Origin of the sequence: Ornithinimicrobium flavum, from assembly GCF_004526345.1 — a bacterium.
Taxonomy (GTDB): domain Bacteria; phylum Actinomycetota; class Actinomycetes; order Actinomycetales; family Dermatophilaceae; genus Ornithinicoccus; species Ornithinicoccus flavus.
On record NZ_CP038213.1, the window covers coordinates 202407 to 222762 of the forward strand.

Here is a 20356-nt window from a genome sequence, read left to right on the forward strand (position 1 = left end):
TTCCTCTACCCTTACTCGACCCACCGGTGTCAATATCGGGAGTCCCCACGCGGTTGCTAGCGCCGGTCATCGAACCAGTGCCAGGCGGGACCACCGTTTGGCACTACACCGACGCCGCTGGCGCGATTGGGATGATGACCGAGGGCAGGGTGCGTGCAACCTCGGTCCTGTGTCTTAACGACGAGGCCGAGTTCCACTACGGCGAAAGGCTCGTGCATGAATTGATCGAAGGTATCCTAGGGAGCGGGCAGTTGGAGCCCTACCAGGAGGCCCATCTAGTGGAGGTTGAAAGCAGCCTCAAGAGTGTTCTCGACCGATACCCCCTGTTCATCTTCTGCGCATCTGAAGCGGAGGACTCTTTGGGACAATGGCGTGGATACAGCGCAGACCCCGGATACTCGCTTGGCTTCAGCGTCCAAGATCTGGTTGTGCTGGACAGGCACAGCCCGCCTCGGTCCCTCGACCCGCTGCCGCATCTGGCTCCCCGGTGGGGGCGAGTGCTATACGAGAAAAACGCGCAGCATCAGCTGCTGCTTCGCGGCTTGAGTTACTGTGCAGCAGCGGCGTCAAGGGATGATTCTAACGGTTCACCCGCTACCTCGGAACCTCCGGTCCCTCCCACGAATGCTTCAGGAGCGGAGGATGTCTACGGTGGTTATCGTCCTGAGAACGCGGCAGCAACTCTCATGTCACTCTTGGTTTTTTGCAAGCACCCGTCTTTCGCGGATGAGCAGGAAGTCCGGCTTGTGGCAACGTCGCCACCAGATAGTCGCGCCGTAGAATTTCGACAGTCACGATTCGGCGTAACCCCTTTCGTTTCTCTCGGAGTCCCGCCGCCAGAGGCTGAGGGCAGAGTCTGGACTGCGCCGCTATGCGACCCCTACCTTCCAGACCACGTAATGATCGGACCTACCCCACATCGGGAACCAGCTTTTCACGGAGCCAGCCAACTCCTTCGACGCGCGGGATTGGACTTCGACCCTACGCATAGCGCATCTCCCTTCCGGTAGTTGTCGTCAATCCCAGATCGACGCCACGTTGAATGTGAGCAATTCTCGCCACGCTCTTTGACGTCCACCGCCGCGTCATTCTGGGCGAATTGACGCGACCCCCGCGGTGCCGGTGCACTCCAGCGCGGCCAGATTGCGCAGCGGGGCGATCGTGCAGGTCGACCGCGATCGCGAAGACCGCGATCAAGGCGCGACCGGGGCCGAGGTCCCCGACGGGTAGGCGGTATGCCACCGCTGAGGTCCCCCGGCCACCACAGCCCGGAAGTTCTCCTCCCGCACCTCAGTTCTGCGAGTTCGACTCCGCCGGGTCGACCGGGGACTGCCGCTGGCCGCTGTCGCTGACCGAGCCGGGGCCCGTGTCTGCGTGGGAGTCCGACCCGAAGCCCGCGTCGGACCCGGTGCTGTCGGAGACGCTGGGCGACACCGGCCCCTGGGACACCCCGGTGCTGCCGTCGTCGACGCCACCGTCGCTGTCGGTCGCGTCATCGACCGGACTGGCGTTGCCGCCCCTTCTCGCCCCACGTCTTGCGCGGGCCGTAGGGGGCACTCAGCGACACCGTCCCCTCGACGGGGTCGATCTGGATAAGCGCGTTGGCCTCCAGGAGGGACTCGGCACGGTTCTGCGACTCGGCCTTCTCGTTGCGGTCGCTGATCATCATCCGGGCCTTCGCCGTCCCCGGGAGGTCCAATCCGATCCTCGACCGGTGACGAATGCCTGGGGAAGCCCCACCGACGGTGGGGATCGCCCGACCCGGCCGGTGCGCGTGCAGCGTCCCCCCGGGTCCCGACAGAAGGACTACCCGATGCACATCTCCCGCACACTCCTGGCCCTCCCCGCCGCCGGTGCCGCCGTGATGCTCCTGGCCGGTGCGCCCGCGGTCGCCGCGACGGGTTCGGCGATGGCCGACCTGCAGCCCGTCCCGCTCAACGACGCCCCGGGCACCGGGTCGGCCATGTTCGAGGTGGACGGCACCATGGTCGACCTCACCCTGGCCTACCAGGGGCTCCTCGCGGACGCGCCCCACGCGGCGCACGTCCACTTCGGGGCGGATGCACGGCACGCGTGCCCCACCGCCGAGGACGACGCCGACGGCGACGGCTTCCTCAGCACCAGCGACGGTGGGCCTGCCTACGGCGGTATCGCCATCTCGCTGACCACCGAGGGCGACACCAGCGCGGACTCCGGCCTGGCCATCGACCGCTTCGGCGTCGGGGACGACGTGAGCTACGCCCGCGGCGGCATCGAGGTCGACCAGGCCACGGCCGACGCCATCCTGGCGGGTGAGGCCGTCGTCGTCGTGCACGGCGTGGACCACAACGGCAACGGTGAGTATGACGAGGGTGACCGCGGTCCCTCCGACCTGGACCCCTCGCTCCCGGGTGAGGCCACCGACCCCGCCCTGTGCGGTGTGGTCCAGGCCTCGCAGATGAGCGGCGTGCCCAGCGGGGGCGTCGACACCGGTGAGGCGGCCCCGGGCAGCCAGAACCTGCTGCTGGCTGCCGGAGGCGGCGTCGCCCTCGTCGGTGGCGCGCTGGTCCTCGCCCGTCGCCGCACCGCGGCCGGCTGAGCCGGGCCTGCTGATGACCGAGGACGTCGGGCGGACGGCGACGGGGACGGGGACCTCCGGTCCCGCCGCCCGACGTCCCGGTCCGGCCCTCCGCACGGCCGCCGCGCTCGCCCTCCTGCTCGGTGGCGGGACGGCAGTGGCCGTGGGCTGGTCCGCCCAGGGGGGGACACCCACCCCACCCGCCCTCTCCGTCCCCGCGGCGGGGGAGGGCACGACGGCGGAGCCGACACCGGGTCCGGTGACCGGCCCTGCTGCCACCTCCGGCCCGCCACCGCCCACGCCGTCCTCGGCCGAGACCGGTGCCGCCTCGGCTGCGCCCGAGGCGACGTCGGCCGAGCCCACCGAGCAAGCGGTCCCGGTCGCGCTCCCGGTCTCGGTGTCCATCCCCGCCATCGGGGTCACGTCCGACCTGCTCCATCTCGGGCTGAACCCGGACGGCACCCTGCAGGTGCCCGAGGGCCCCGACTTCGACACCGCCGCCTGGTACGACGGCTCACCACGACCCGGTGAGACCGGTCCGGCGGTGATCGAGGGGCACGTCAGCAGCATCGGGCGGGGTCCGTCGATCTTCTTCGACCTGGCGCGTCTGCAGGTCGGCGACACGGTCGAGGTCACCCGCGAGGACGGCTCCGTCGCCACCTTCGAGGTGTACGACCTCCGACAGTTCCCCAAGGACGACTTCCCCACGGTCGAGGTCTACGGCAACACGGCGGGACCCGAGCTGCGGCTCATCACCTGCGGCGGCACGATCGCCGAGAGCACGGGCCGCTTCGCCGACAACGTCATCGTCTTCGCCCGCGAGGTCTGATGCCGACCCCGTCCCAGGGCCCGACCATGCGGGTGCTCGGGGTGGGGCTGCCTGCGGTCCTGCTGCTGGCGGGGATCCTCGTCGTCGCCCTCCTGGCGGGGGGAGGCGCGCCGCAGGCACCCCTCCCGGGGCTGCCGGACGCGGGTGCTGTGACGGGCTGGGGCGGTCCGCTCGTCGACCTGGTCGTCCGCGGCCTGGCCGTGCTGACGATCGGGCAGCTCACCTACGCCGCCCTGCTCTCCCCGACGGGCACGGGCACCGCGACGGCCCGGGCGCTGCGGGGCGCCACCTGGTCCACCTGCGCCTGGCTGGTCGCCGAGCTGACCGCCCTGGTGCTCACCGTCAGCTCCGTCCACGGCGTGCCGGTCACGGGTCTGTCGCCGCAGGCGGTCCTCCTCCTGCCCACCCAGCTCCCCGCCGGCCGGTCCGCGGCCTGGGTCGTCGGGCTGCTGACCCTGGTGGTCGCCGGCAGCGCCCGATCGGTGCGCGCAGGAGCCCGGGAGGGTCGGGGCCGGACCCGCACGGGGGCGGTCGCGCTGCTGCTGGTCGCGCTCGCCGCCGCCGTCCTGCCGGGCGTGCTCGCCGGTCATCCCGCGGCCGCGGACGACCACCTCCCTGCGGTGGTCGCGCTGTCGTCCACGTCGTGACCGCGAGCCTGTGGGTCGGGGGCCTGGTCGGTCTGCTCCTGCACGGCCGGCACCGTCCGGACACCGTGGCGGCCGTCCGCCGGTTCAGCGCCCTGGCGCTGGCCTGCGTCGTCCTGCTGCTGACCTCGGGCATGGTGTCCGCGCTGCTGGTGGCCGGCCCGCCCGCGGCGTCGTGGGCCGGCGAGGGGTGGGTCCGGCTGCTCCTGCTCAAGACGGTCCTGCTCGGGCTCCTGACGGCCGTCGGATGGTGGCACCGTCGACGCACCATGCCGGCCCTGGCCGACGGTGCGCCGCGTGCCTTCGTCCGCCTCGGCGTGGCGGAGGTCGTCCTCATGGGCCTGACGGTCACCCTGTCCGTGGCCCTGGCCGCGTCTCCCGCGCCCACCGCGGGGGCCACCGAGGACATGAGCGGCCACGACCACGGGGAGCTGTCCGTCGCCATCCTCGTCGACGAGGACCGGTTCCACGTGGCCGGCACGGTGCGGCCGGGCCAGGCGGTGACGGTGCACAACCCCAGCACGTCGGCCGCCACCATCAGCGCGGTGGACGGCAGCTTCGACGTCGACGTGCGGCCCCGGACCATCCTCACCTTCGTGGCTCCCGCCGAGCCGGGCGACTACGACTTCGTGAGCCGGGCCGGGGGCTCCGCCGACGGTCGCTCGCCCGACACCCTCCGCGTCCGCGCCGGCCCCTGACCCCGCGGTGCGCAGGTCGGGTCACCTCGTGCCCACCGACTACGCTGAGGTCGTGGCGATGCCAGGGCCACCTCGAGTGAATCCCCCGGGAGGCGATGTGCGGTCCGCCGAGCAGCCGACCGCGCCCGTCCTGGGTCGGCTGCTGGCCCTGGTCGCGACCGGGGACCAGGACGCCCTCGCCGAGGTCTACGACCTCGTGGCCCCGCGCGTCTTCGGGCTGGCCCTCCGCATCGTGCGGGACCGCGCCCTCGCCGAGGAGGTCACCCAGGACGTCTTCGTCCAGGTATGGCGCCAGGCCGGGGAGGTCGACCCGCAGCGGGGGTCCCCGCTCGGCTGGCTGATGACGCTGACCCACCGCCGGGCCGTCGACCGGGTCCGCTCCGAGCAGGCGCAATCCGATCGCCTCCGCCGCTACGAACTCCAGCAGACGACACCGGAGTACGACTCCACGGCGGAGGAGGCGCTGGGACGGGTCGAGGCGGAGCGCCTCCAGCAGGCGCTCGAGCTGATCGGAGAGCCTCACCGGACCACGGTCGAGCTGGCCTACTTCGGCGGGCTCACCCACCGTGAGGTGGCCGGGCGGCTCGGCATACCCCTCGGCACGGCGAAGACCCGGATCAGGGACGGTCTGCACAAGCTGAGGGTCCAGATGGTAGGAGGTGAGCAGGGATGAACGAGCGGGATCTGCACGACCTCGCGGCGGCCTACGCCGTGGACGCCGTCGACGACGAGGAGCGGGAGGCCTTCGCCGCGCACCTGCCCTCGTGCGAGTCGTGCCGGCAGGAGGTGGCCCAGCTCACCGACGCGGCAGCAACCCTGTCCGAGGGTCTCGAGGTGCCGCCGCCGCCGGAGCTGCGGGACCGCGTCCTGGGAGCGGTCGCCGCGGAGGCGGCCGGGCCGCGCCGAGCCTCCGGCGACCCGGATCCCGACGGTGCCCCCCGCGGGGACGTCGTGCCACTGACCCGCGACCGGAGGCACCGGCGGGCCGAGGGCGGGCACCGTCGCGGCTGGTGGGCCGCCGCCGCAGCCGCCGTGGTCGTGGGGGTCGGGGGGTGGGGCGTGTCCCAGACCCTCACGCCCGATCCCCTCGACCAGGTGGTCAGCGCCGACGACGCCCAGGAGTACGAGTCCGAGGAGACCCCGGGCCTGGCGGTCGTCACCTCCAAGGCGGCCGACCGGGCCGTCCTGCGGCTGCCCGAGGACCTGGAGCTGCCGCCCTCGGGCTCGGTCCTGCAGGCCTGGTTCATCGACAACGAGGGACAGGCCCGCTCGGCGGGCGTCCTCGACGCCGAGGCGGCGCAGGAGCGCTCCGTGCTGCTGGACGGCTCCCCTTCCGGCGCGGCCGTGGTGGGCCTCACGGTCGAGCCGGACGGTGGCTCGGCGCAGCCCACCACCGACCCCGTCGGCGTCGTCCCGCTGGGGTAGGAGCCCGGTCCCGCTACCCCGACCTCACCCGGGCGGGCCGCAGGTGAGCCGGAGGTCCATCACGTCGTAGGGGCCGGCCGAGGCGTTCGTCCCCTCCGGCGCCTGCGCCACGGCCTCCTCCGGCACGACGTTGCGCATCACCATCCGCACCGTCCCCCGGCCGAGGGTGAGGTCGACCTGCCAGCCCCAGGTGTCCGCATACGTCGCACCGAGCCGGACGGTGTCCCCCTCCAGGGAGCCCGAGAGGTGCATGGGCCCGGGCTGCTGGTGCCACCCGTCCAGCCAGGTGGCCCGCACCGTGCCGTCCTCCTCCGGCGACCCCACGAGGAGCACGCCCTCCTGCGGGCCGTCCTGCGGGTGGGTCCAGGTGTAGGTCGCGAGGAGGGCGTGGCCGCCGGCGTGGACCTCGACGCGGCCGCTCGCCGGGCCGGCCGCGAAGGCGTCGGTGGGCATCATCCGGAAGCTCCCGTCGCCCCCGAGGGCCTGCGAGCTCGTCGACACGGTCAGGTCGGGCCAGGGTGTGGTCATGGCTCATCATCGCCCGTCCGCCTAGGGTGGGCCGGGTGATCCGGTTCGAGAGCGTCACCAAGCGCTACCCCGACGGCACGGTCGCCGTGGACGCCCTGACCCTCGACATCCCCCGGGGTGGCATCACGGTGCTCGTCGGCCCGTCCGGCTGCGGCAAGACGACCACGCTGCGGATGATCAACCGGATGGTTGAGCCCACGGAGGGCCGGATCACCCTGGACGACGAGGACATCACGGCCCGCCCGGCCGCCCAGCTGCGCCGCTCGATCGGTTACGTCATCCAGCACGCCGGGCTCTTCCCGCACCGGACCGTCCTGGCCAACGTCATGACGGTCCCGCGGCTGCTCGGCTGGGACCGGGCCCGGGCCCGCAGCGCCGCGCTCGAGGCGATCGAGAAGGTCGGCCTCACGGCCGACCAGGCACGCCGCTACCCCGCCCAGCTGTCCGGCGGGCAGCAGCAGCGGGTCGGGGTCGCCCGGGCGCTGGCCAGCGGGCCGGACGTGGTGCTCATGGACGAGCCCTTCAGTGCCGTCGACCCCCTCGTGCGTGCCGACCTGCAGCAGGAGGTGCGCCGCCTCCAGCGCGACCTGGGCATCACGGTGGTCCTGGTCACCCACGACATCGACGAGGCGCTCACCCTGGGCGACACCGTGGCCGTCATGCGCCAGGGCGGGCACCTCGCGCAGTTCGCGAGCCCGGCGGACCTGCTCGCCGAGCCCGCCGACGACTTCGTGGCCAGCTTCGTGGGCAAGGACCGCGGCTACCGCGCCCTCGGCTTCGCGGACGTCGCCGTCGAGCCGCGCCGCGAGGCGACCGTCCGGATCGGGGAGCAGATCCCGGCCGGGTCCGGCTGGGTGCTGGTCGCGGACGACTCCGGTATGCCGCTCGGCTGGGTCGACGCGCACTCCTGGGGCGGCCCCGCCCGCGAGGACCGGCTGCACCGGGTCGGTGCGCTGGCCGCGCCGGGGGAGAGCGCCCGGGCGCTGCTCGACGCTGCCCTGTCCTCGCCCAGCGGTCGCGGGGTGGTCGTCGCGGACGGGAGGGTGGTCGGGACGGTGACCGCCCAGGACGTGCTCGCAGCGCTCGGGGACCGCCCGTGATCCTCGGGGTCGCCTGGTCCACGCTCGGCGAGCTGACCCTGCGCCACCTCTACCTCGCCGGGCTGCCGCTGCTCGTCGGTCTGCTGCTCAGCCTCCCCCTCGGATGGCTGGCCACCCGGGTCCGCTGGCTGGGGCCGCCGATCATCGCCGGCACCGGGCTGATGTACACCATCCCCTCCCTGGCCCTCTTCATCCTCCTGCCCCTCGTGCTGGGCACCCGGGTGCTGTCGGACGTCAACGTGCTCGTGGCCATGACCATCTACACCGTCGCCCTGCTCACCCGCAGCGTGGCCGACGGGCTCGGCTCGGTGCCCGGCCCGGTCCGGCAGGCCGCGACCGCGATGGGCTACGGCGAGCTGCGCCGCGTCGGCGCCGTCGACCTCCCCCTCGCGATCCCCGTCATCGCGGCCGGCCTGCGCGTCGCGGCCGTCAGCAACGTCTCGATCGTCTCGATCGCGGCCCTCATCGGGGTCAGCCAGCTCGGGCAGCTCTTCACCGACGGCTTCAACCGCAACGCGATGGGGCCGATCCTGGTCGGCATCCTCGCCTGCGTGGTGCTGGCCGTGGCCCTCGACGCGGCGATCGCCCTGGTGGCGCGGGTGCTCACCCCCTGGCTGAGCAGGAGGACCCCGGCGTGAACACCCTCGCCCTGACCTGGGAGTGGCTCACCGACCCCGCGAACTGGCAGGGCTCGGGCGGGATCCCGGCCCAGGCGCTGGAGCACCTGCGGCTGTCCTTCGTCGCCCTCCTGGTCGCCGCCGCGATCGCCGTGCCCGCCGGGCTGTGGGTGGGGCACACCGGCCGGTTCCGGTGGCTGGCGATCAACCTGGCGGGCGGCTTCCGCGCGATCCCGAGCCTGGGCGTGCTCTTCGTCGCCTTCCTGCTCCTGCTCCCGCGGCTGCGCGGCGACCTCGCCTTCGAGCTGCCCGCCCTCATCGTGCTCGTGCTCCTGGCCGTGCCGCCGATCCTCTCCGGCACCTACGCGGGCGTGGAGGCCACCGACGCGGCCGCCCGCGACGCCGCCCGGGGCGTGGGTATGACAGGCGGCCAGGTGCTCCGTCAGGTCGAGATCCCCGGGGCGCTCCCGCTCATCATGTCCGGCCTGCGCTCGGCCATGCTGCAGATCATCGGCACCGCCACGATCGCCGCCGTGGCGGGCCTCGGCGGGCTGGGCCGCTTCCTCATCGACGGTCAGGCCAGCCGGCAGTTCGAGCAGATGGCCGGCGGCGCGATCGCCGTCGCGCTCCTGGCGCTGCTCGTGGACCAGGCGCTCGCGCTCGTGCAGCGGCTCGTGGTCTCCCCGGGTCTGGCCCACGCGGCGGCGGCCCGCTGAGGGCCGTCGACGCGCGCCGGGTCGCGCCCGGCGCGCGCACGTGGCACCGTTGACCTGCACCACCACCCACCTGAGGAGACGCATGCGCCATACCCCAGCCCTCGTGCTCGCCCTGACCGCCACGCTCGCCCTCGGCGCCTGCGGTGGCGGCGGCGACCCCCTGGATACCGACGCCGGGTCCCCGACCCAGGACGAGGGCTCGGCCACCGACGGTGGCGGCGAGGGTGGCGAGGTGATCGTGGGCTCGGCCAACTTCCCGGAGAACGTCCTGCTGGCCGAGATCTACGCGGCCGCCCTGTCGGACGCCGGGGTGGACGTGACGACCCGGCTCAACATCGGCAGCCGGGAGGCCTACATGGCCGGCCTGGAGGACGGCTCCATCGACCTCATCCCGGAGTACACCGGCGGCCTGGCCACCTACCTCAACCCCGAGATCACCGTGACCTCCTCGGAGGAGGTGCTCGCGGAGGCCCAGGACAACCTGCCGGAGGGTCTGCAGCTGCTCGAGATCAGCGAGGCTGAGGACAAGGACAGCCTCGTGGTCACCCGCGAGACCGCGGACGAGCTGGGGCTCGCCTCGATCGCCGACCTGGAGCCGCACGCGGGTGAGCTCGTGCTGGGCGGCCCGCCGGAGTTCGAGAGCCGACCGAACGGCGTCGACGGGCTGCAGGAGACCTACGGGCTGGAGTTCAGCTCGTTCCGGTCGCTGGCGGCGGGCTCCAACCTCACGGTGCAGGCGCTCATCAACGGCCAGGTGGACGTGGCGAACATCTTCAGCACCGACCCCGCGATCGGGGAGAACGACTTCGTGGTGCTGGAGGACCCCGAGTCGCTCTTCGCGGCGCAGAACATCGTGCCGCTCATCAGCACCGACGTCGTCAACGGGACGGTGGAGGAGGCGCTGAACGCGGTGTCGGCGGCGCTCACCACCGACAACCTCACGGCGATGATGGTCGAGGTCGTCAGCGAGGGTCAGGACCCGGCGGACGTCGCCCGGGCCTTCGTGGACGAGATGTGAGACGGCGGGGCACCGCATACCTGATGCCCGGGTAGCGGATTCCTCACCCCTGCGCGCGGGGGTCGGCGACGTGGGTCACGAACAGGGGCCACCCCGTCCGGCCGTCGGCGATCCGGACCAGGTAGGGCCGGTCGACCACGAGCTCCACCGGAGGCTCCGAGGGCGCCGAGCCGGCCATGCCCATCTCGGTCACCGCCGCGGCGAGGGTGCCGTCCTCGTCGACGACGAGGACCCCCTGCTGGACGACCTGGCTGATCTTCAGCGGGCTGTCGGTGATCCGGCCGAACCCGCCCTGGAGAGCAGAGGGGGCCCGCTCCGCCAGGAACGGGAGCACGTCCAGGGTCGACCGGGCCTCGACGGTCGGCATCCGGAGCAGGAGGTCGGTGGGCTCCTCGGTGTCCAGGCCGTCGAGGATCTCCCGGAGCACCGGCGCGGCCAGGTCCGTGGGTGCGCCGCCCTCGGGCGGCAGGACCACGTCGGCGGCCAGCCGTCCGCCGGCGTAGGGCAGGCGGACGGCCTGCCAGCCGTCCAGCTCCGCGTAGGCGAGGGACTGCGGCCCCCCGGTGCTCATCATGTCCACCTCCACCTCCTCGCCGGAGCCCAGCGTGAAGGGGTGCGGCTGGGTCAGCTCCGCGGCGAACGGCTGCTCCCAGCGGGCGGCGAGCACGATGGCGTCCTGGAGCACGAGCAGCAGGTCCGGGCCCGGGGTGATGGCCGACCGCGGGACCAGGCCGCCCGTCTGCTCCTCCACCCACAGGTCGAGGACCTGCTGGGCGCCGTCGTCGGCCAGGTCGGTGGTCTGGGCCGGTGCGCCGTAGGACCTCGCGAGGACGTCGACGAAGGGTGGCTCCACGGTGATCGAGTCGTCGAGCAGCAGCCGGCTCGCCCGGTGCACCACCGGGGTGTCGGGCAGCTCGTCCTCCTGCACGACGGCGGGGTCGCCGCCCAGGTCGTCGAGCGCACCGGTCAGCGCGTTCATCCCGTCGGTGCGGGCCTGTCCCGAGGCGCCGACCAGCGCCTCGAGCTCGGCCAGGGTCGGACCCTCGGCCCCCTCCGCGGCCATCGAGAGCGTCACCTGCAGGCTCGCCGGGGAGGTCACGGTCGTCCCGTCGCCGGCCCCGGCCAGCAGGTCGAGTGCCAGGGCGTCGGCGGCGGCGACGAGGTCCGGCAGCGCCTCCGCCTCGGCGGGGTCCACGACCGTCCGTGCCTGCCCCCCGCCCAGCACCGTCACCTGCACGGAGGTCCCGCCGCAGCCGGCCAGCACCAGGGACAGGCCCACCCCGAGGCTCACGCCCCACGTCCGTACGCTCCGTCGCATGGCCGCAGGCTACGCCCGGGCGGGCGCCTCCGCCGTGACGCGCAGCGGGCGGATCCGATGTGCCGGTCGCTAGGGTCGCTCCATGGAGACACCGCGGCCCGACGCCTCGACGACCAAGGGCGCGGGGCGCGGTCCGTCCGTCCTCTGGCTGCGCCGCGACCTGCGCACCGGCGACCACCCCGCGCTGGCGGCCGCCGCCGAGGCCGCGGCGGGGGCGGACGCGGGGGTCGTCGCGCTCTTCGTCCTCGACCCGGCGCTGTGGAGCGGTGCCGGCCCGGTCCGGCGCGCGTGGCTCTCCGCCAGCCTGCAGGCGCTCGACGCCGACCTCGACGGGCGGCTCGTCGTCCGGGTGGGGAGTCCTGAGGAGGTCGTCCCGGCGGTCGTCCGCGAGGTCGGAGCCGGCAGCGTGCACCTCACCCGCGAGACCACCGGGTATGGCGTGCGCCGCGACCGGCGCGTCCGCGCCGCCCTCGAGGGGGATCACTCCACGGCCGGGTCAGGCAGGAGCGACGGGGGGAAGGGCCCGGGCCGGCCCGACGACCCGACGGTGGCCTGGGTGGAGACCGGCACGCCCTACGCCGTCGACCCCGGGACGATCCGCACCCAGGAGGGATCTCCCTACAAGGTCTTCACCCCCTTCTCCCGCGCCTGGCGCGAGCACGGCTGGCCGGCACCCGCCCCGCGGCCCGAGCGGCTCGACCTGGTGGAGCTCGGCCGGGACGAGGACGCCGACCGGCTGCTGTCCGAGGCGCTCGCCGGGCCCAACCTGCCCGCCCTGCCGCGGGCGGGGGAGGACGCCGCGCTGGCGCGCTGGCGGGAGTTCCTCGACGGTGGCATGACGTCCTACCGGCGCGACCGCGACCGGCCGGCGGCCGACGGGACGAGCCGGCTGTCGCCATACCTGAAGATCGGCGCCCTGCACCCGCGGACCCTGCTGGCCGACCTCGCCCGGAGGCGGGGGGAGGGAGCGCAGACCTACGTCACCGAGCTGGCCTGGCGGGAGTTCTACGCCGACGTGCTGCACGCGCAGCCGGCCACCGCCTGGCAGGACCTGCGGCCCGCGCTGTCGGGGATGCGCTACGACGAGCCGGAGGACGCGATCGAGGCGTGGAAGCAGGGGAGGACCGGCTATCCCGTCGTCGACGCGGGGATGCGGCAGCTGCTGGGGATGGGCTGGATGCACAACCGGGTCCGGATGATCACCGCGAGCTTCCTCACCAAGGACCTGCACGTCTGGTGGCCGGTCGGCGCCCGGTGGTTCCTGGACCGGCTCGTCGACGGTGACCTCGCGTCCAACAACCACGGGTGGCAGTGGGTGGCGGGGACGGGCACCGATGCGGCGCCCTACTTCCGCGTCTTCAACCCGGTGAGCCAGGGCGAGAAGTTCGACCCCGACGGCGACTACGTGCGCCGCTGGGTCCCCGAGCTGCGGCACCTCCCGGGTGCGGCGGTCCACCGGCCCTGGGACCACGACGAGGGCTACGCGCACGACTACCCGCGGCGGATCGTCGACCACGCCGAGGAGCGGCGCGAGGCGTTGGCGAGGTATGAGGAGGTCAAGGGATGACCGAGCCGGAGACCCTGGCCGGGCGGACGTTCGTCGACCGCACGCTGCGGGGGTCGCGCTTCGTGGGGTGCGACCTGAGCGGGGTGGTGGTGCGGGGGAGCGAGATCGCCGGGATGGAGCTCGACTCGCCGTGGCTGCTGGAGGGGGGCAGCCGGCTGCTCGTCAACGGCGTCGACGTCGTGCCGCTGGTGGACGCCGAGCTCGACCGACGCTTCCCCGGTCGGGAGCTGCGCCACGCCGGGGACCCGGACGGGCTGCGCGCAGCCTGGAGCGCGCTGCAGCGGACCTGGGGCCGGACGCTGGCCAGGGTCGAGGCGATGCCGGTCGGCACCGTGGACGTCTCGGTCGACGGGGAGTGGTCCTTCGCGCAGACCCTGCGGCACCTGGTGCTGGCCACCGACACCTGGCTGGGCCGGGCGGTGCTGCGGCAGGCGGACCCGTTCCACCCGCTGGGCCTGGCCGACAGCAGCGGCTCGAGCGCGTTCGAGGAGGCCGACCTCTCCCGGTCGGACCCGACCTACGCCGAGGTCCTCGCCGCGCGGGCCGACCGGCAGCGGCTGGTGCGCGACGTCCTCGACGGGGTGACGCCGGAGGTGCTGGCGGAGGGGCGGGCCAACCCGCACGCCCCCGAGCACCCGGAGACGGTCCTGTCCTGCCTGCGGACGATCCTGGAGGAGGAGTGGGAGCACCACCGCTACGCCGTCCGTGACCTGGACGCCCTCGCCGCCGCTGGTGCGGAGCCTGACGGGGACGGGTGACGCGGGCAGGACGACCTCGGCCTGGCCGGGGCGCCATGGCGCCAAGGCCTGGCCGGGGCGCCACGGCGCCACGGGTCAGTCCATCGCCTCGATCCCCAGCTCGGCCAGTTCGGCCATCCGTGCCCGCAGGTGGCGCACCACCTCGGGCGAGGGCGGCGGGGCGTCGAGGACCTCCTCGAGCACGCGCAGCGGCTCGGTCGTGCGGTAGGACCGGGTCGGGTTGCCGGGGAACTTCTTGTCGGTGACGTTGGGGTCGTCCTCGAGAGGCCCGAGCGGCTCCACCCGGTAGACCCGCGGCCGTCCCTCGCCGTGCGCCATCTCCGCCGCCAGCGGCGCCCCGTGCTCGGAGGCGGTGAGGTAGAGATGGTTGGCCCGACGCCGCGAGCCGTAGTTGGAGCGTCGACCGGGCGTCAGCAGGTCTCCGGGGCGCAGGTCCGCCCGCGTCCCGTGGAAGAACGGCCCGGGGTCGTCCACCACCCGGGGCGACGGGGGCGGGTCGCGCAGCAGGCGGTCGAGCCGGGCCAGCAGCTCGTCGACGCGCCCACCGCCACCCGGCGCCCGCGGGTAGCGGCCCAGCACCTCGAGCACCTCCGGCGGCATCCTGCGGGCCGCCCCGTCGAGCAGGTACTCCGCCACCACGGCGTCCTCGCCGGTCGCCAGCTCGGCGGCCCGCGCCGCGTGCGCGGCGGCCCCCAGGATGTGCCCCAGCTGGGTCGCCCGCGGCAGCGGGTGGAGGTATGCGGAGGCGCTGGCGTGGGCGGCCGAGCTCGCGGCATACCGGGCCGCCTCGGTGGGTGCCTCGCGCGCGGCCCGGTGAGCGTGCGTCGCCGCCTCCCGCTGGAGGCGCGAGCGGGGCGCGCCACCGGCGAAGGCTCGCGCCGCGTCGAGGGCAGCCGCCGGGCGGCCGTCCTGCGGGCAGGCGCGGGCGAAGATCCCCTGGACGGGTTCGGCGCAGCTGACGGCATACCCGGTCACCGCGCGCAGCTCCTCGACGGTGAGCGGGATCTCGGAGGACGGCATGCCCATGCTCCCGAGTGTCGCAGCCCGGACCGCTCCCGTCGATGGCGTCGTCTGCGGCTGTCTTGCTCCCTGGTGAGACAGGGGAAGACAGCCGCATCGACGAGACGTCCTGGGGGGATCAGACGTGCTGAGGGTGCCCCGTCCTCCGGCTCGGGCCGCGGGGGACGTCCCCGCCCGGTGCGGGGGTGCGCGGGCCGCCGGGGGCCGCGGACGCCCGCCTGCGCAGCAGCCGCATCGCGTTGGCGATGACGACGAGCACGGACGCCTCGTGCACGAGCATCCCGACCGACATCGTGACCCCGCCGAGGAGGACGCCCAGCATGAGGACGGCCACGGTGGCCAGGGCGATGGCGATGTTCTGCCGCATGGTGGTGACCGTGCGCCTGGCCAGCGAGAGCGCCTCGGGGAGCTTGAGCAGGTCGTCCTTCATCAGGGCGATGTCCGCGGTCTCGATCGCGACGCCCGTGCCGGCCGCGCCCATGGCCACGCCGATGTCCGCGGTGGCCAGGGCCGGGGCGTCGTTCACGCCGTCACCGACCATGGCGACGGTGTACCCCTGCGCCCGGAGCGCCTCGACGGCCTCGAGCTTGTCCTCGGGCAGGAGCCCGGCGCGGACCTCGTCGATGCCGACCGCGTCCCCGACCGCCCGGGCCACCGGCTCGACGTCCCCGGTGAGCATGACGACCTTGCGGACCCCCGCGGCGTGCAGCCGCCGCACCATCTCGGGAGCGTCCGGGCGGATCTCGTCGGCGACCGCGACCACGCCGACGGCGTGCCCGTCGCAGGCCACGACCATGGGGGTGCGGCCCCTCCGGGCGAGGTCGGCGACGACCCGGGCGGCCTGACCGTCCTCCTCGCTGCCGACCACCTGCTCGGCCCGCAGCAGGGCCAGGTTGCCGACGGCGACACGGTGACCGTCGAGATGGGCGACGATGCCCTGCCCGGGCACCGGCTCGGTGCGCGTCGGCAGACCCGGCGTGCCCAGACCCCGCGCGGCGGCGGCCTCCAGGACGGGCCGGGCGAGCGGGTGCTCGGAGCCGGCCTCGGCCCGAGCGGCATACCGGAGCACCTCGTCCTCGTCCACCGACCCCGGTCCACCGGCGGCGTCGAGCACGACGACGTCGGTGACGCGCGGGCGCCCCTGCGTCAGGGTGCCGGTCTTGTCCAGCGCCACGGCGTCGATGCGGGCCGAGGTCTCCAGGAACTCGCCACCCTTGACCAGAATGCCGTCCTTGGCACCGCGGCCGATGCCGGCGACGACCGAGACGGGGATGGAGATCACCAGGGCGCCGGGGCAGGCGATGACCAGCAGCGTCAGGGCCAGGACGACGTCCCGGGTGAGCAGGCCGAGGCCGACCGCGAGCACGATGATCGCGGGGGTGTACCAGGCCGAGAACCGGTCCATGAACTTCTGGGTCCTCGCCCTCGCGTCCTGCGCCTCCTCGACCCGGTGGATGATCCGGGCCAGCGTCGTGTCCGCACCGACCCCCGTGGCCCTCACCTGCAGGAAGCCGCCGGTGGAGACGGTGCCGGCGAAGACCCGGTCGCCGGCCGTCTTCTCGACCGGGATGGACTCCCCGGTGATCGACGCCTCGTCCAGCGCCCCGGTCCCACCCGTCACGACGCCGTCGACCGGCACCTTGGCGCCGTTCTTGACCAGGACGGTCTCCTCCAGGCCCACCCGGGCGGCCGGGACCTCGACCTGCTCCCCGTCGCGCAGGACGACGGCGACGTCCGGGGCCACGGCGACCAGCTCGGCGAGGGCCGAGCGGGTCCGGCTCAGCGTGGCGTCCTCGAGGGCGTGGCCGACGGTGAAGAGGAAGGTCACGGCGGCCGCCTCCCAGTACTCCCCGATGACCACCGCCCCGACGGCCGCGACGGACACGAGCAGGTCGATGCCGATCACGCGGGCGGTGAGGGCGCTGAGGGCCTTGCGCACCACGGGGGCGCCGGCGACGACCGCCGCGGCCACCATGAGCAGGTCGCCCCAGGTCTCGCTCCCGGCGAGACGGCTGCCGGCGAGGGAGGCGAGGATGAGCAGGCCGGAGGCGGCCGGGACGGCCCAGCGGCCGCGCAGCGCGAGCCACGAGGGGGTGGGGTTCACGTGAGTCCTTTCCAGGAGGGGTCGGAGGTTGCAGGCGGAGGCTCGGGGGGCGGGTGAGGGCCGGGTATGCGGCCCGCGGCCTGCCGGTGGCCTCAGAAGGCGGCGGGGTCGCCCGGTAGCCGGCCTTGGCCACGGCGGCGACCAGGTCGTCGGCGGTGACCCGCGCGGGGTCGTGCACGACCTCGACCCGGGCCGAGGCGAAGTGCACCGTCACCGACTCGACCCCTGCGAGGCGGCCGACCTGCTTCTCGATCTTGGCCACGCAGCTGGGGCAGGAGAAGCCCTCGGCCCAGGATCGTGGTGGTGGTGCTGGCGGTGGTGCTCATGGAGATGTCCTTCCGTCGGTCCGAGCCCTGTGTGGGCCGGTGTTCTTCGACCGTACGGATCAGTCGCCCGCCGTTCCTTGACGCAGATCAAGTCCCCCGGGCGCCCCGGCTCCCCGGTGGTGGCTCGACGCACGCCTGTGCCGCCTCGCCTCATACCCCCGCCCCCGTCCCACGGACCTGTGCACCTCAACAGCACGTGTGCACGGGGTATAGCCGGTGCACAGGTCGTTCCGGGTGCACAGGTCTGGGTGACGCGGTCAGCCCTGTGGAAAAACGTCAGGAACGCGCGTCCGGTCACAGGGGCAAGCCGAGCCCCTGTGGAAAAGCGTCAGGAACGCGCGTCCGGTCACAGGGGCAAGCCGAGCCCCTGTGGAAAAACGTCAGGAACGCGCGTCCGGTCGGGGAGGGGTCAGCGGGTGCGCAGGGTGACCAGGTGGCCGACGACGGAGGGGACCCATCCGGTCTCGCGTCGCATCCAGCGCACGGCCACCAGGTTGTGCGGGACGACGACGAAGTCGCCGGCGGCCACGGCGAGGTCGGTCCCGAAGGAGTCGGTGACGACCTCCCAGGCCAGGTCGGTCGTGCGGGCCAGGTGCTCCCCGATCCCGACGCCGTAGCGCTCCACGATGGCGTCGTGACCCGAGCCGCCCTTCTGGGTCCAGCGCGCCAGGGCCCGGTCGAGCCCGCCGCCGATCGAGGCCAGGTCGTCCACGTCGACGTCCTCGGCGGCCAGGGCCTCGAGCGCGGTGTCGATCCGCGCCCGTTCCTCCTCGCCGATGCGCCGCGACTCGGGCGCGAGCGGCATGGCGGGGCTGTTGTCACGGAGGTGCTCGGGCTCGGGCGGCGGCGGACCCGGCGCGTCGTCCCGGTCACGGCGGAAGCGGTCGAGGAGACCCATGGGGGTCAGCGTAGCGATCCTGGCCGCTCAGCGGTCGGGTCGGGACAGGCGGCTCCTGCTGCCCCGCCGCCGCCAGCGCCACTCCTGCAGCTGGCGGAAGACCCAGGCGGTGGCCACGTCACGACCGGTGGCGACGTACTCGACCGCCGAGTCGTGGAAGAGCGTGGACTGCAGGACCGCGAGGTCGTCCTCGCGGCCGAGCAGCAGCAGGGCGTCACCCTCCTGCAGTGGGGTGCGCGGGGGCGGGGTGAAGGTGCGCCGGCCGAGGCGGACCAGGACGGCCGGGTAGACCGCGAGCCGCACCGACCGGTCGTCGGGGTCGCGCAGCAGGTCGCCGACCGTGAGCTTCTCGGTCTGCATGAAGCGCAGGGCTGCGGGCGCGTGGGTGTAGTCCAGGTCCACCTTCGTCGAGACCGGGGTCTCGTCACCGACGGCGGCCACGATCTCGTCCATGATCTGGCTGTCCCACTCGTCGTCCTCGTGCAGCACGTGGTCGATGAAGCTCCAGTAGTTGGGCGAGGTGATCCGGGCCACCGCCTCGCGGGCCAGCAGCTCGGTGGGGACGAAGACCGAGTCGGGGTCGAACGCCCGCAACGGGGCCTCGTTGACCGTCGAGTTCTGCCGCACGGCGATGAAGAGCTCGTCGTTCTCGATCCGGGCGTGGGCGGCGTTGGCCATGTTGACGATGTCCGACTCGGCCCCGGCGATGAAGCCGACCGCCCCGGAGACGTCCGGCCGGCCGTCCGCGGGGTCGACGAGCAGCACGTCCAGCCCGGCACTCTCGAGGTCGCGGACGACCTCGAAGCCGAACGAGCCGTCGGCGCAGACGACCCAGTGGCCGTCGGTGAGGTGCTCGAGCCGGTCCGGCAGCTCCGAGCCGCGAGGGCTCATCAGCCAGGAGGCCAGCCGGAAGCCGGAGGGGCGGCGCAGGGCCATGACGAGGTAGGCGCCGTAGCGGTCGAAGGGGTTGATGACGACGTCGGCGGCGAAGTCGTGCATCTGCTGGGCCTTCTCCCGGTCGCTGCACCGGGCGATGACCATGAGCTCGGGCCGCAGCAGGTTGACCGACATGACCACCGACAGGTTCGTCTCGTCGTCGTCGGTGAGGGCCAGGACCGCCTCGCACATGTCGTGCCCCAGGCCCGCGAGGCCGAGCACGCGCGGGTCGCGCCCGCTGGCGGCATACCCGGGGTGGTCGCTGCTGTAGCCGCCCAGCGCCAGCTGCTGGATCCTGGTCTGGTCGACGTCGAGGACGACGAAGTCCCGGCCCTGGTCCTCCAGCGAGCGGCACACCGCCTCCCCGGCCTGGCCGTAGCCGACCACGAGCACGAACGGGCTCTGCAGCCGGCGCACGCGACGGCTGAAGCGCTGCAGCGCGATCGACTGCCGGAAGGTGTGGTCGCTGGCCAGGCCCAGCAGCGCCGCCAGGCTGTAGGACCAGGCGATGACGGAGGCGTAGATGGTCAGGGTCACCCAGATCCGCTGGGCGTAGCTGAAGGCGTGCGGCACCTCGCCGTAGCCGATGGTGAGACCGGTGTAGGAGATGACGTAGAAGCTGTCGAAGACCGACAGCCGCTCGGGGTTCTCGACGCTCCCGGGCATGAGCGAGAGGCCGAAGGTCATCGCCGCGAAGACGGAGACGACCACCACCAGGGGCGTGCGCATCCGCCGCAGGACGAGGAAGGCGGCGTCGGTGGTCGGGGGCTCGGCGGGCACCTCCACCCGGATCCGGCGCAGGGAGTCGGGCCGGATGCGCGCCGGCTTTCCCCTGCGCAGCAGCTGGAGGAGGTTCGCCATCGGGGTATGCCGTCAGCCGGGTCGGGTCGTCAGCTCACCGGTGTCAGCGGCGCCGGTAGGAGACGGTCTCGACCACGAGCAGGACGATGGAGACGATGTTGGCCAGGAGCGCCCCCGCGGCGATCGAGACGACGCTGGCCATGTGCTCGCCCGTCAGGCCCGCGGGGTCGATGTGCCGGGCCCAGATCCACACCAGGGCGGCGATGATGAGCTGGATCGTCGCCACCAGGCTGGTCGCGAGGTGGACCGCGCCGATCTGGGTGCGGTCGCCGAACTTGAGGATGGTCGCGATGATGTTGACGACGACCGCGGCGTAGAGCTCGTAGACGTTGTGCAGCCGGGGGTTGTCGATGTCGCCGAGCACGTAGCCGAAGTTCAGGGTGGCCGCGAGCAGCACGAAGAAGCCGAAGACGACCTTTTCCAGGTTCACAGGACC

General features: G+C 73.5%; 21 protein-coding genes and 2 pseudogenes. 13 read left to right on the forward strand and 10 right to left on the reverse strand.

Features of this window, described 5'->3' with window-relative positions:
• Nucleotides 1-134: 134 nt before the first annotated feature.
• Nucleotides 135-1010: a DUF2971 domain-containing protein gene (locus E3Z34_RS20025; protein WP_420819002.1), complete on the forward strand. Its 876-nt coding sequence runs from the start codon at nucleotides 135-137 to the stop codon at nucleotides 1008-1010.
• A 482-nt stretch (nucleotides 1011-1492) separates the two neighbouring features.
• On the opposite strand, the gene E3Z34_RS17560 is transcribed toward E3Z34_RS20025, so the two are convergent.
• Nucleotides 1493-1669 carry a hypothetical protein gene (locus tag E3Z34_RS17560; protein ID WP_158288568.1) on the reverse strand — a complete coding sequence of 59 codons (177 nt, stop codon included), beginning with the start codon at nucleotides 1667-1669 and terminating at the stop codon, nucleotides 1493-1495.
• Between the two features lie 144 nt (nucleotides 1670-1813).
• On the opposite strand from E3Z34_RS17560, the gene E3Z34_RS00960 reads away from it, so the two are divergent.
• The 6 genes from E3Z34_RS00960 to E3Z34_RS00980 all read left to right on the forward strand — a co-directional run bounded on the left by E3Z34_RS00960 (nucleotide 1814) and on the right by E3Z34_RS00980 (nucleotide 6153).
• Entirely contained in the window at nucleotides 1814-2578 is a 765-nt protein-coding gene (locus E3Z34_RS00960; protein WP_202976994.1) for a CHRD domain-containing protein, read from the forward strand.
• 13 nt (nucleotides 2579-2591) lie between these two features.
• The gene (locus E3Z34_RS00965; RefSeq protein ID WP_134772104.1) at nucleotides 2592-3386 is read left to right on the forward strand and encodes a class F sortase; all 795 of its coding nucleotides are present in this window, start codon (nucleotides 2592-2594) and stop codon (nucleotides 3384-3386) included.
• On the forward strand, nucleotides 3386-4033 hold the full coding sequence (locus E3Z34_RS17565; RefSeq protein ID WP_158288569.1) for a hypothetical protein: 648 nt from the start codon (nucleotides 3386-3388) through the stop codon (nucleotides 4031-4033). Before E3Z34_RS00965 ends, E3Z34_RS17565 begins: the two co-directional genes overlap by 1 nt.
• Nucleotides 4030-4728, forward strand: coding sequence for a CopD family protein (locus E3Z34_RS17570; RefSeq protein ID WP_158288570.1), 699 nt, complete (start codon nucleotides 4030-4032; stop codon nucleotides 4726-4728). Before E3Z34_RS17565 ends, E3Z34_RS17570 begins: the two co-directional genes overlap by 4 nt.
• Nucleotides 4729-4825: 97 nt before the next feature.
• The gene (sigK, locus tag E3Z34_RS00975; protein ID WP_238695280.1) at nucleotides 4826-5401 is read left to right on the forward strand and encodes an ECF RNA polymerase sigma factor SigK; all 576 of its coding nucleotides are present in this window, start codon (nucleotides 4826-4828) and stop codon (nucleotides 5399-5401) included.
• The gene (locus E3Z34_RS00980; protein WP_134772106.1) at nucleotides 5398-6153 is read left to right on the forward strand and encodes an anti-sigma factor; all 756 of its coding nucleotides are present in this window, start codon (nucleotides 5398-5400) and stop codon (nucleotides 6151-6153) included. The genes sigK and E3Z34_RS00980 overlap by 4 nt, the downstream gene beginning before the upstream one ends.
• 24 nt (nucleotides 6154-6177) lie before the next feature.
• Here the strand turns inward: E3Z34_RS00980 and E3Z34_RS00985 are convergent, their stop codons facing one another.
• Entirely contained in the window at nucleotides 6178-6681 is a 504-nt protein-coding gene (locus tag E3Z34_RS00985) for a hypothetical protein (RefSeq protein ID WP_134772107.1), read from the reverse strand.
• Between the two features lie 35 nt (nucleotides 6682-6716).
• Here E3Z34_RS00985 and E3Z34_RS00990 point away from each other — a divergent pair, with 35 nt between their 5' ends.
• From E3Z34_RS00990 to E3Z34_RS01005, 4 genes are all read left to right on the forward strand, one after another.
• Nucleotides 6717-7781, forward strand: a complete 1065-nt coding sequence (locus tag E3Z34_RS00990; protein ID WP_134772108.1) for an ABC transporter ATP-binding protein — start codon at nucleotides 6717-6719, stop codon at nucleotides 7779-7781.
• Nucleotides 7778-8419 carry an ABC transporter permease gene (locus E3Z34_RS00995; RefSeq protein ID WP_134772109.1) on the forward strand — a complete coding sequence of 214 codons (642 nt, stop codon included), beginning with the start codon at nucleotides 7778-7780 and terminating at the stop codon, nucleotides 8417-8419. Before E3Z34_RS00990 ends, E3Z34_RS00995 begins: the two co-directional genes overlap by 4 nt.
• A complete protein-coding gene (locus tag E3Z34_RS01000) occupies nucleotides 8416-9114 on the forward strand; it encodes an ABC transporter permease (RefSeq protein ID WP_134772110.1) in 699 nt (232 codons plus the stop codon). Before E3Z34_RS00995 ends, E3Z34_RS01000 begins: the two co-directional genes overlap by 4 nt.
• An 82-nt stretch (nucleotides 9115-9196) precedes the next feature.
• Entirely contained in the window at nucleotides 9197-10132 is a 936-nt protein-coding gene (locus E3Z34_RS01005) for an ABC transporter substrate-binding protein (protein ID WP_134772111.1), read from the forward strand.
• A gap of 43 nt (nucleotides 10133-10175) precedes the next feature.
• On the opposite strand, the gene E3Z34_RS01010 is transcribed toward E3Z34_RS01005, so the two are convergent.
• Nucleotides 10176-11450 (reverse strand): serpin family protein, encoded by a 1275-nt coding sequence (locus E3Z34_RS01010; RefSeq protein WP_134772112.1) that lies wholly within the window; start codon nucleotides 11448-11450, stop codon nucleotides 10176-10178.
• Nucleotides 11451-11532: 82 nt separating this feature from the next.
• Here E3Z34_RS01010 and E3Z34_RS01015 point away from each other — a divergent pair, with 82 nt between their 5' ends.
• Both E3Z34_RS01015 and E3Z34_RS01020 read left to right on the forward strand, forming a co-directional pair.
• Nucleotides 11533-13017, forward strand: a complete 1485-nt coding sequence (locus E3Z34_RS01015; protein WP_134772113.1) for a cryptochrome/photolyase family protein — start codon at nucleotides 11533-11535, stop codon at nucleotides 13015-13017.
• Nucleotides 13014-13775: a DinB family protein gene (locus E3Z34_RS01020; RefSeq protein WP_134772114.1), complete on the forward strand. Its 762-nt coding sequence runs from the start codon at nucleotides 13014-13016 to the stop codon at nucleotides 13773-13775. The genes E3Z34_RS01015 and E3Z34_RS01020 overlap by 4 nt, the downstream gene beginning before the upstream one ends.
• A 75-nt stretch (nucleotides 13776-13850) precedes the next feature.
• On the opposite strand, the gene arr is transcribed toward E3Z34_RS01020, so the two are convergent.
• The 7 genes and pseudogenes from arr to E3Z34_RS01050 all read right to left on the reverse strand — a co-directional run bounded on the left by arr (nucleotide 13851) and on the right by E3Z34_RS01050 (nucleotide 20350).
• Nucleotides 13851-14282 carry an NAD(+)--rifampin ADP-ribosyltransferase gene (gene arr / locus E3Z34_RS20030; RefSeq protein ID WP_420819003.1) on the reverse strand — a complete coding sequence of 144 codons (432 nt, stop codon included), beginning with the start codon at nucleotides 14280-14282 and terminating at the stop codon, nucleotides 13851-13853.
• A 180-nt stretch (nucleotides 14283-14462) separates the two neighbouring features.
• Nucleotides 14463-14801, reverse strand: a pseudogene (locus E3Z34_RS20035) (putative immunity protein); the annotation flags it as partial.
• A gap of 112 nt (nucleotides 14802-14913) precedes the next feature.
• Nucleotides 14914-16899, reverse strand: coding sequence for a heavy metal translocating P-type ATPase (locus E3Z34_RS01030; protein WP_134772115.1), 1986 nt, complete (start codon nucleotides 16897-16899; stop codon nucleotides 14914-14916).
• A 106-nt stretch (nucleotides 16900-17005) separates the two neighbouring features.
• Nucleotides 17006-17225 (reverse strand): annotated as a pseudogene (locus E3Z34_RS01035) (heavy-metal-associated domain-containing protein); the annotation flags it as partial.
• A gap of 409 nt (nucleotides 17226-17634) precedes the next feature.
• Complete coding sequence (locus E3Z34_RS01040) at nucleotides 17635-18123, reverse strand: DUF3806 domain-containing protein (RefSeq protein ID WP_134772116.1); 489 nt, start codon at nucleotides 18121-18123, stop codon at nucleotides 17635-17637.
• Nucleotides 18124-18150: 27 nt separating this feature from the next.
• Complete coding sequence (locus tag E3Z34_RS01045; RefSeq protein WP_134772117.1) at nucleotides 18151-19920, reverse strand: NAD-binding protein; 1770 nt, start codon at nucleotides 19918-19920, stop codon at nucleotides 18151-18153.
• Nucleotides 19921-19963: 43 nt separating this feature from the next.
• On the reverse strand, nucleotides 19964-20350 hold the full coding sequence (locus E3Z34_RS01050; protein WP_134772118.1) for a DUF6394 family protein: 387 nt from the start codon (nucleotides 20348-20350) through the stop codon (nucleotides 19964-19966).
• Nucleotides 20351-20356 lie beyond the last annotated feature (6 nt).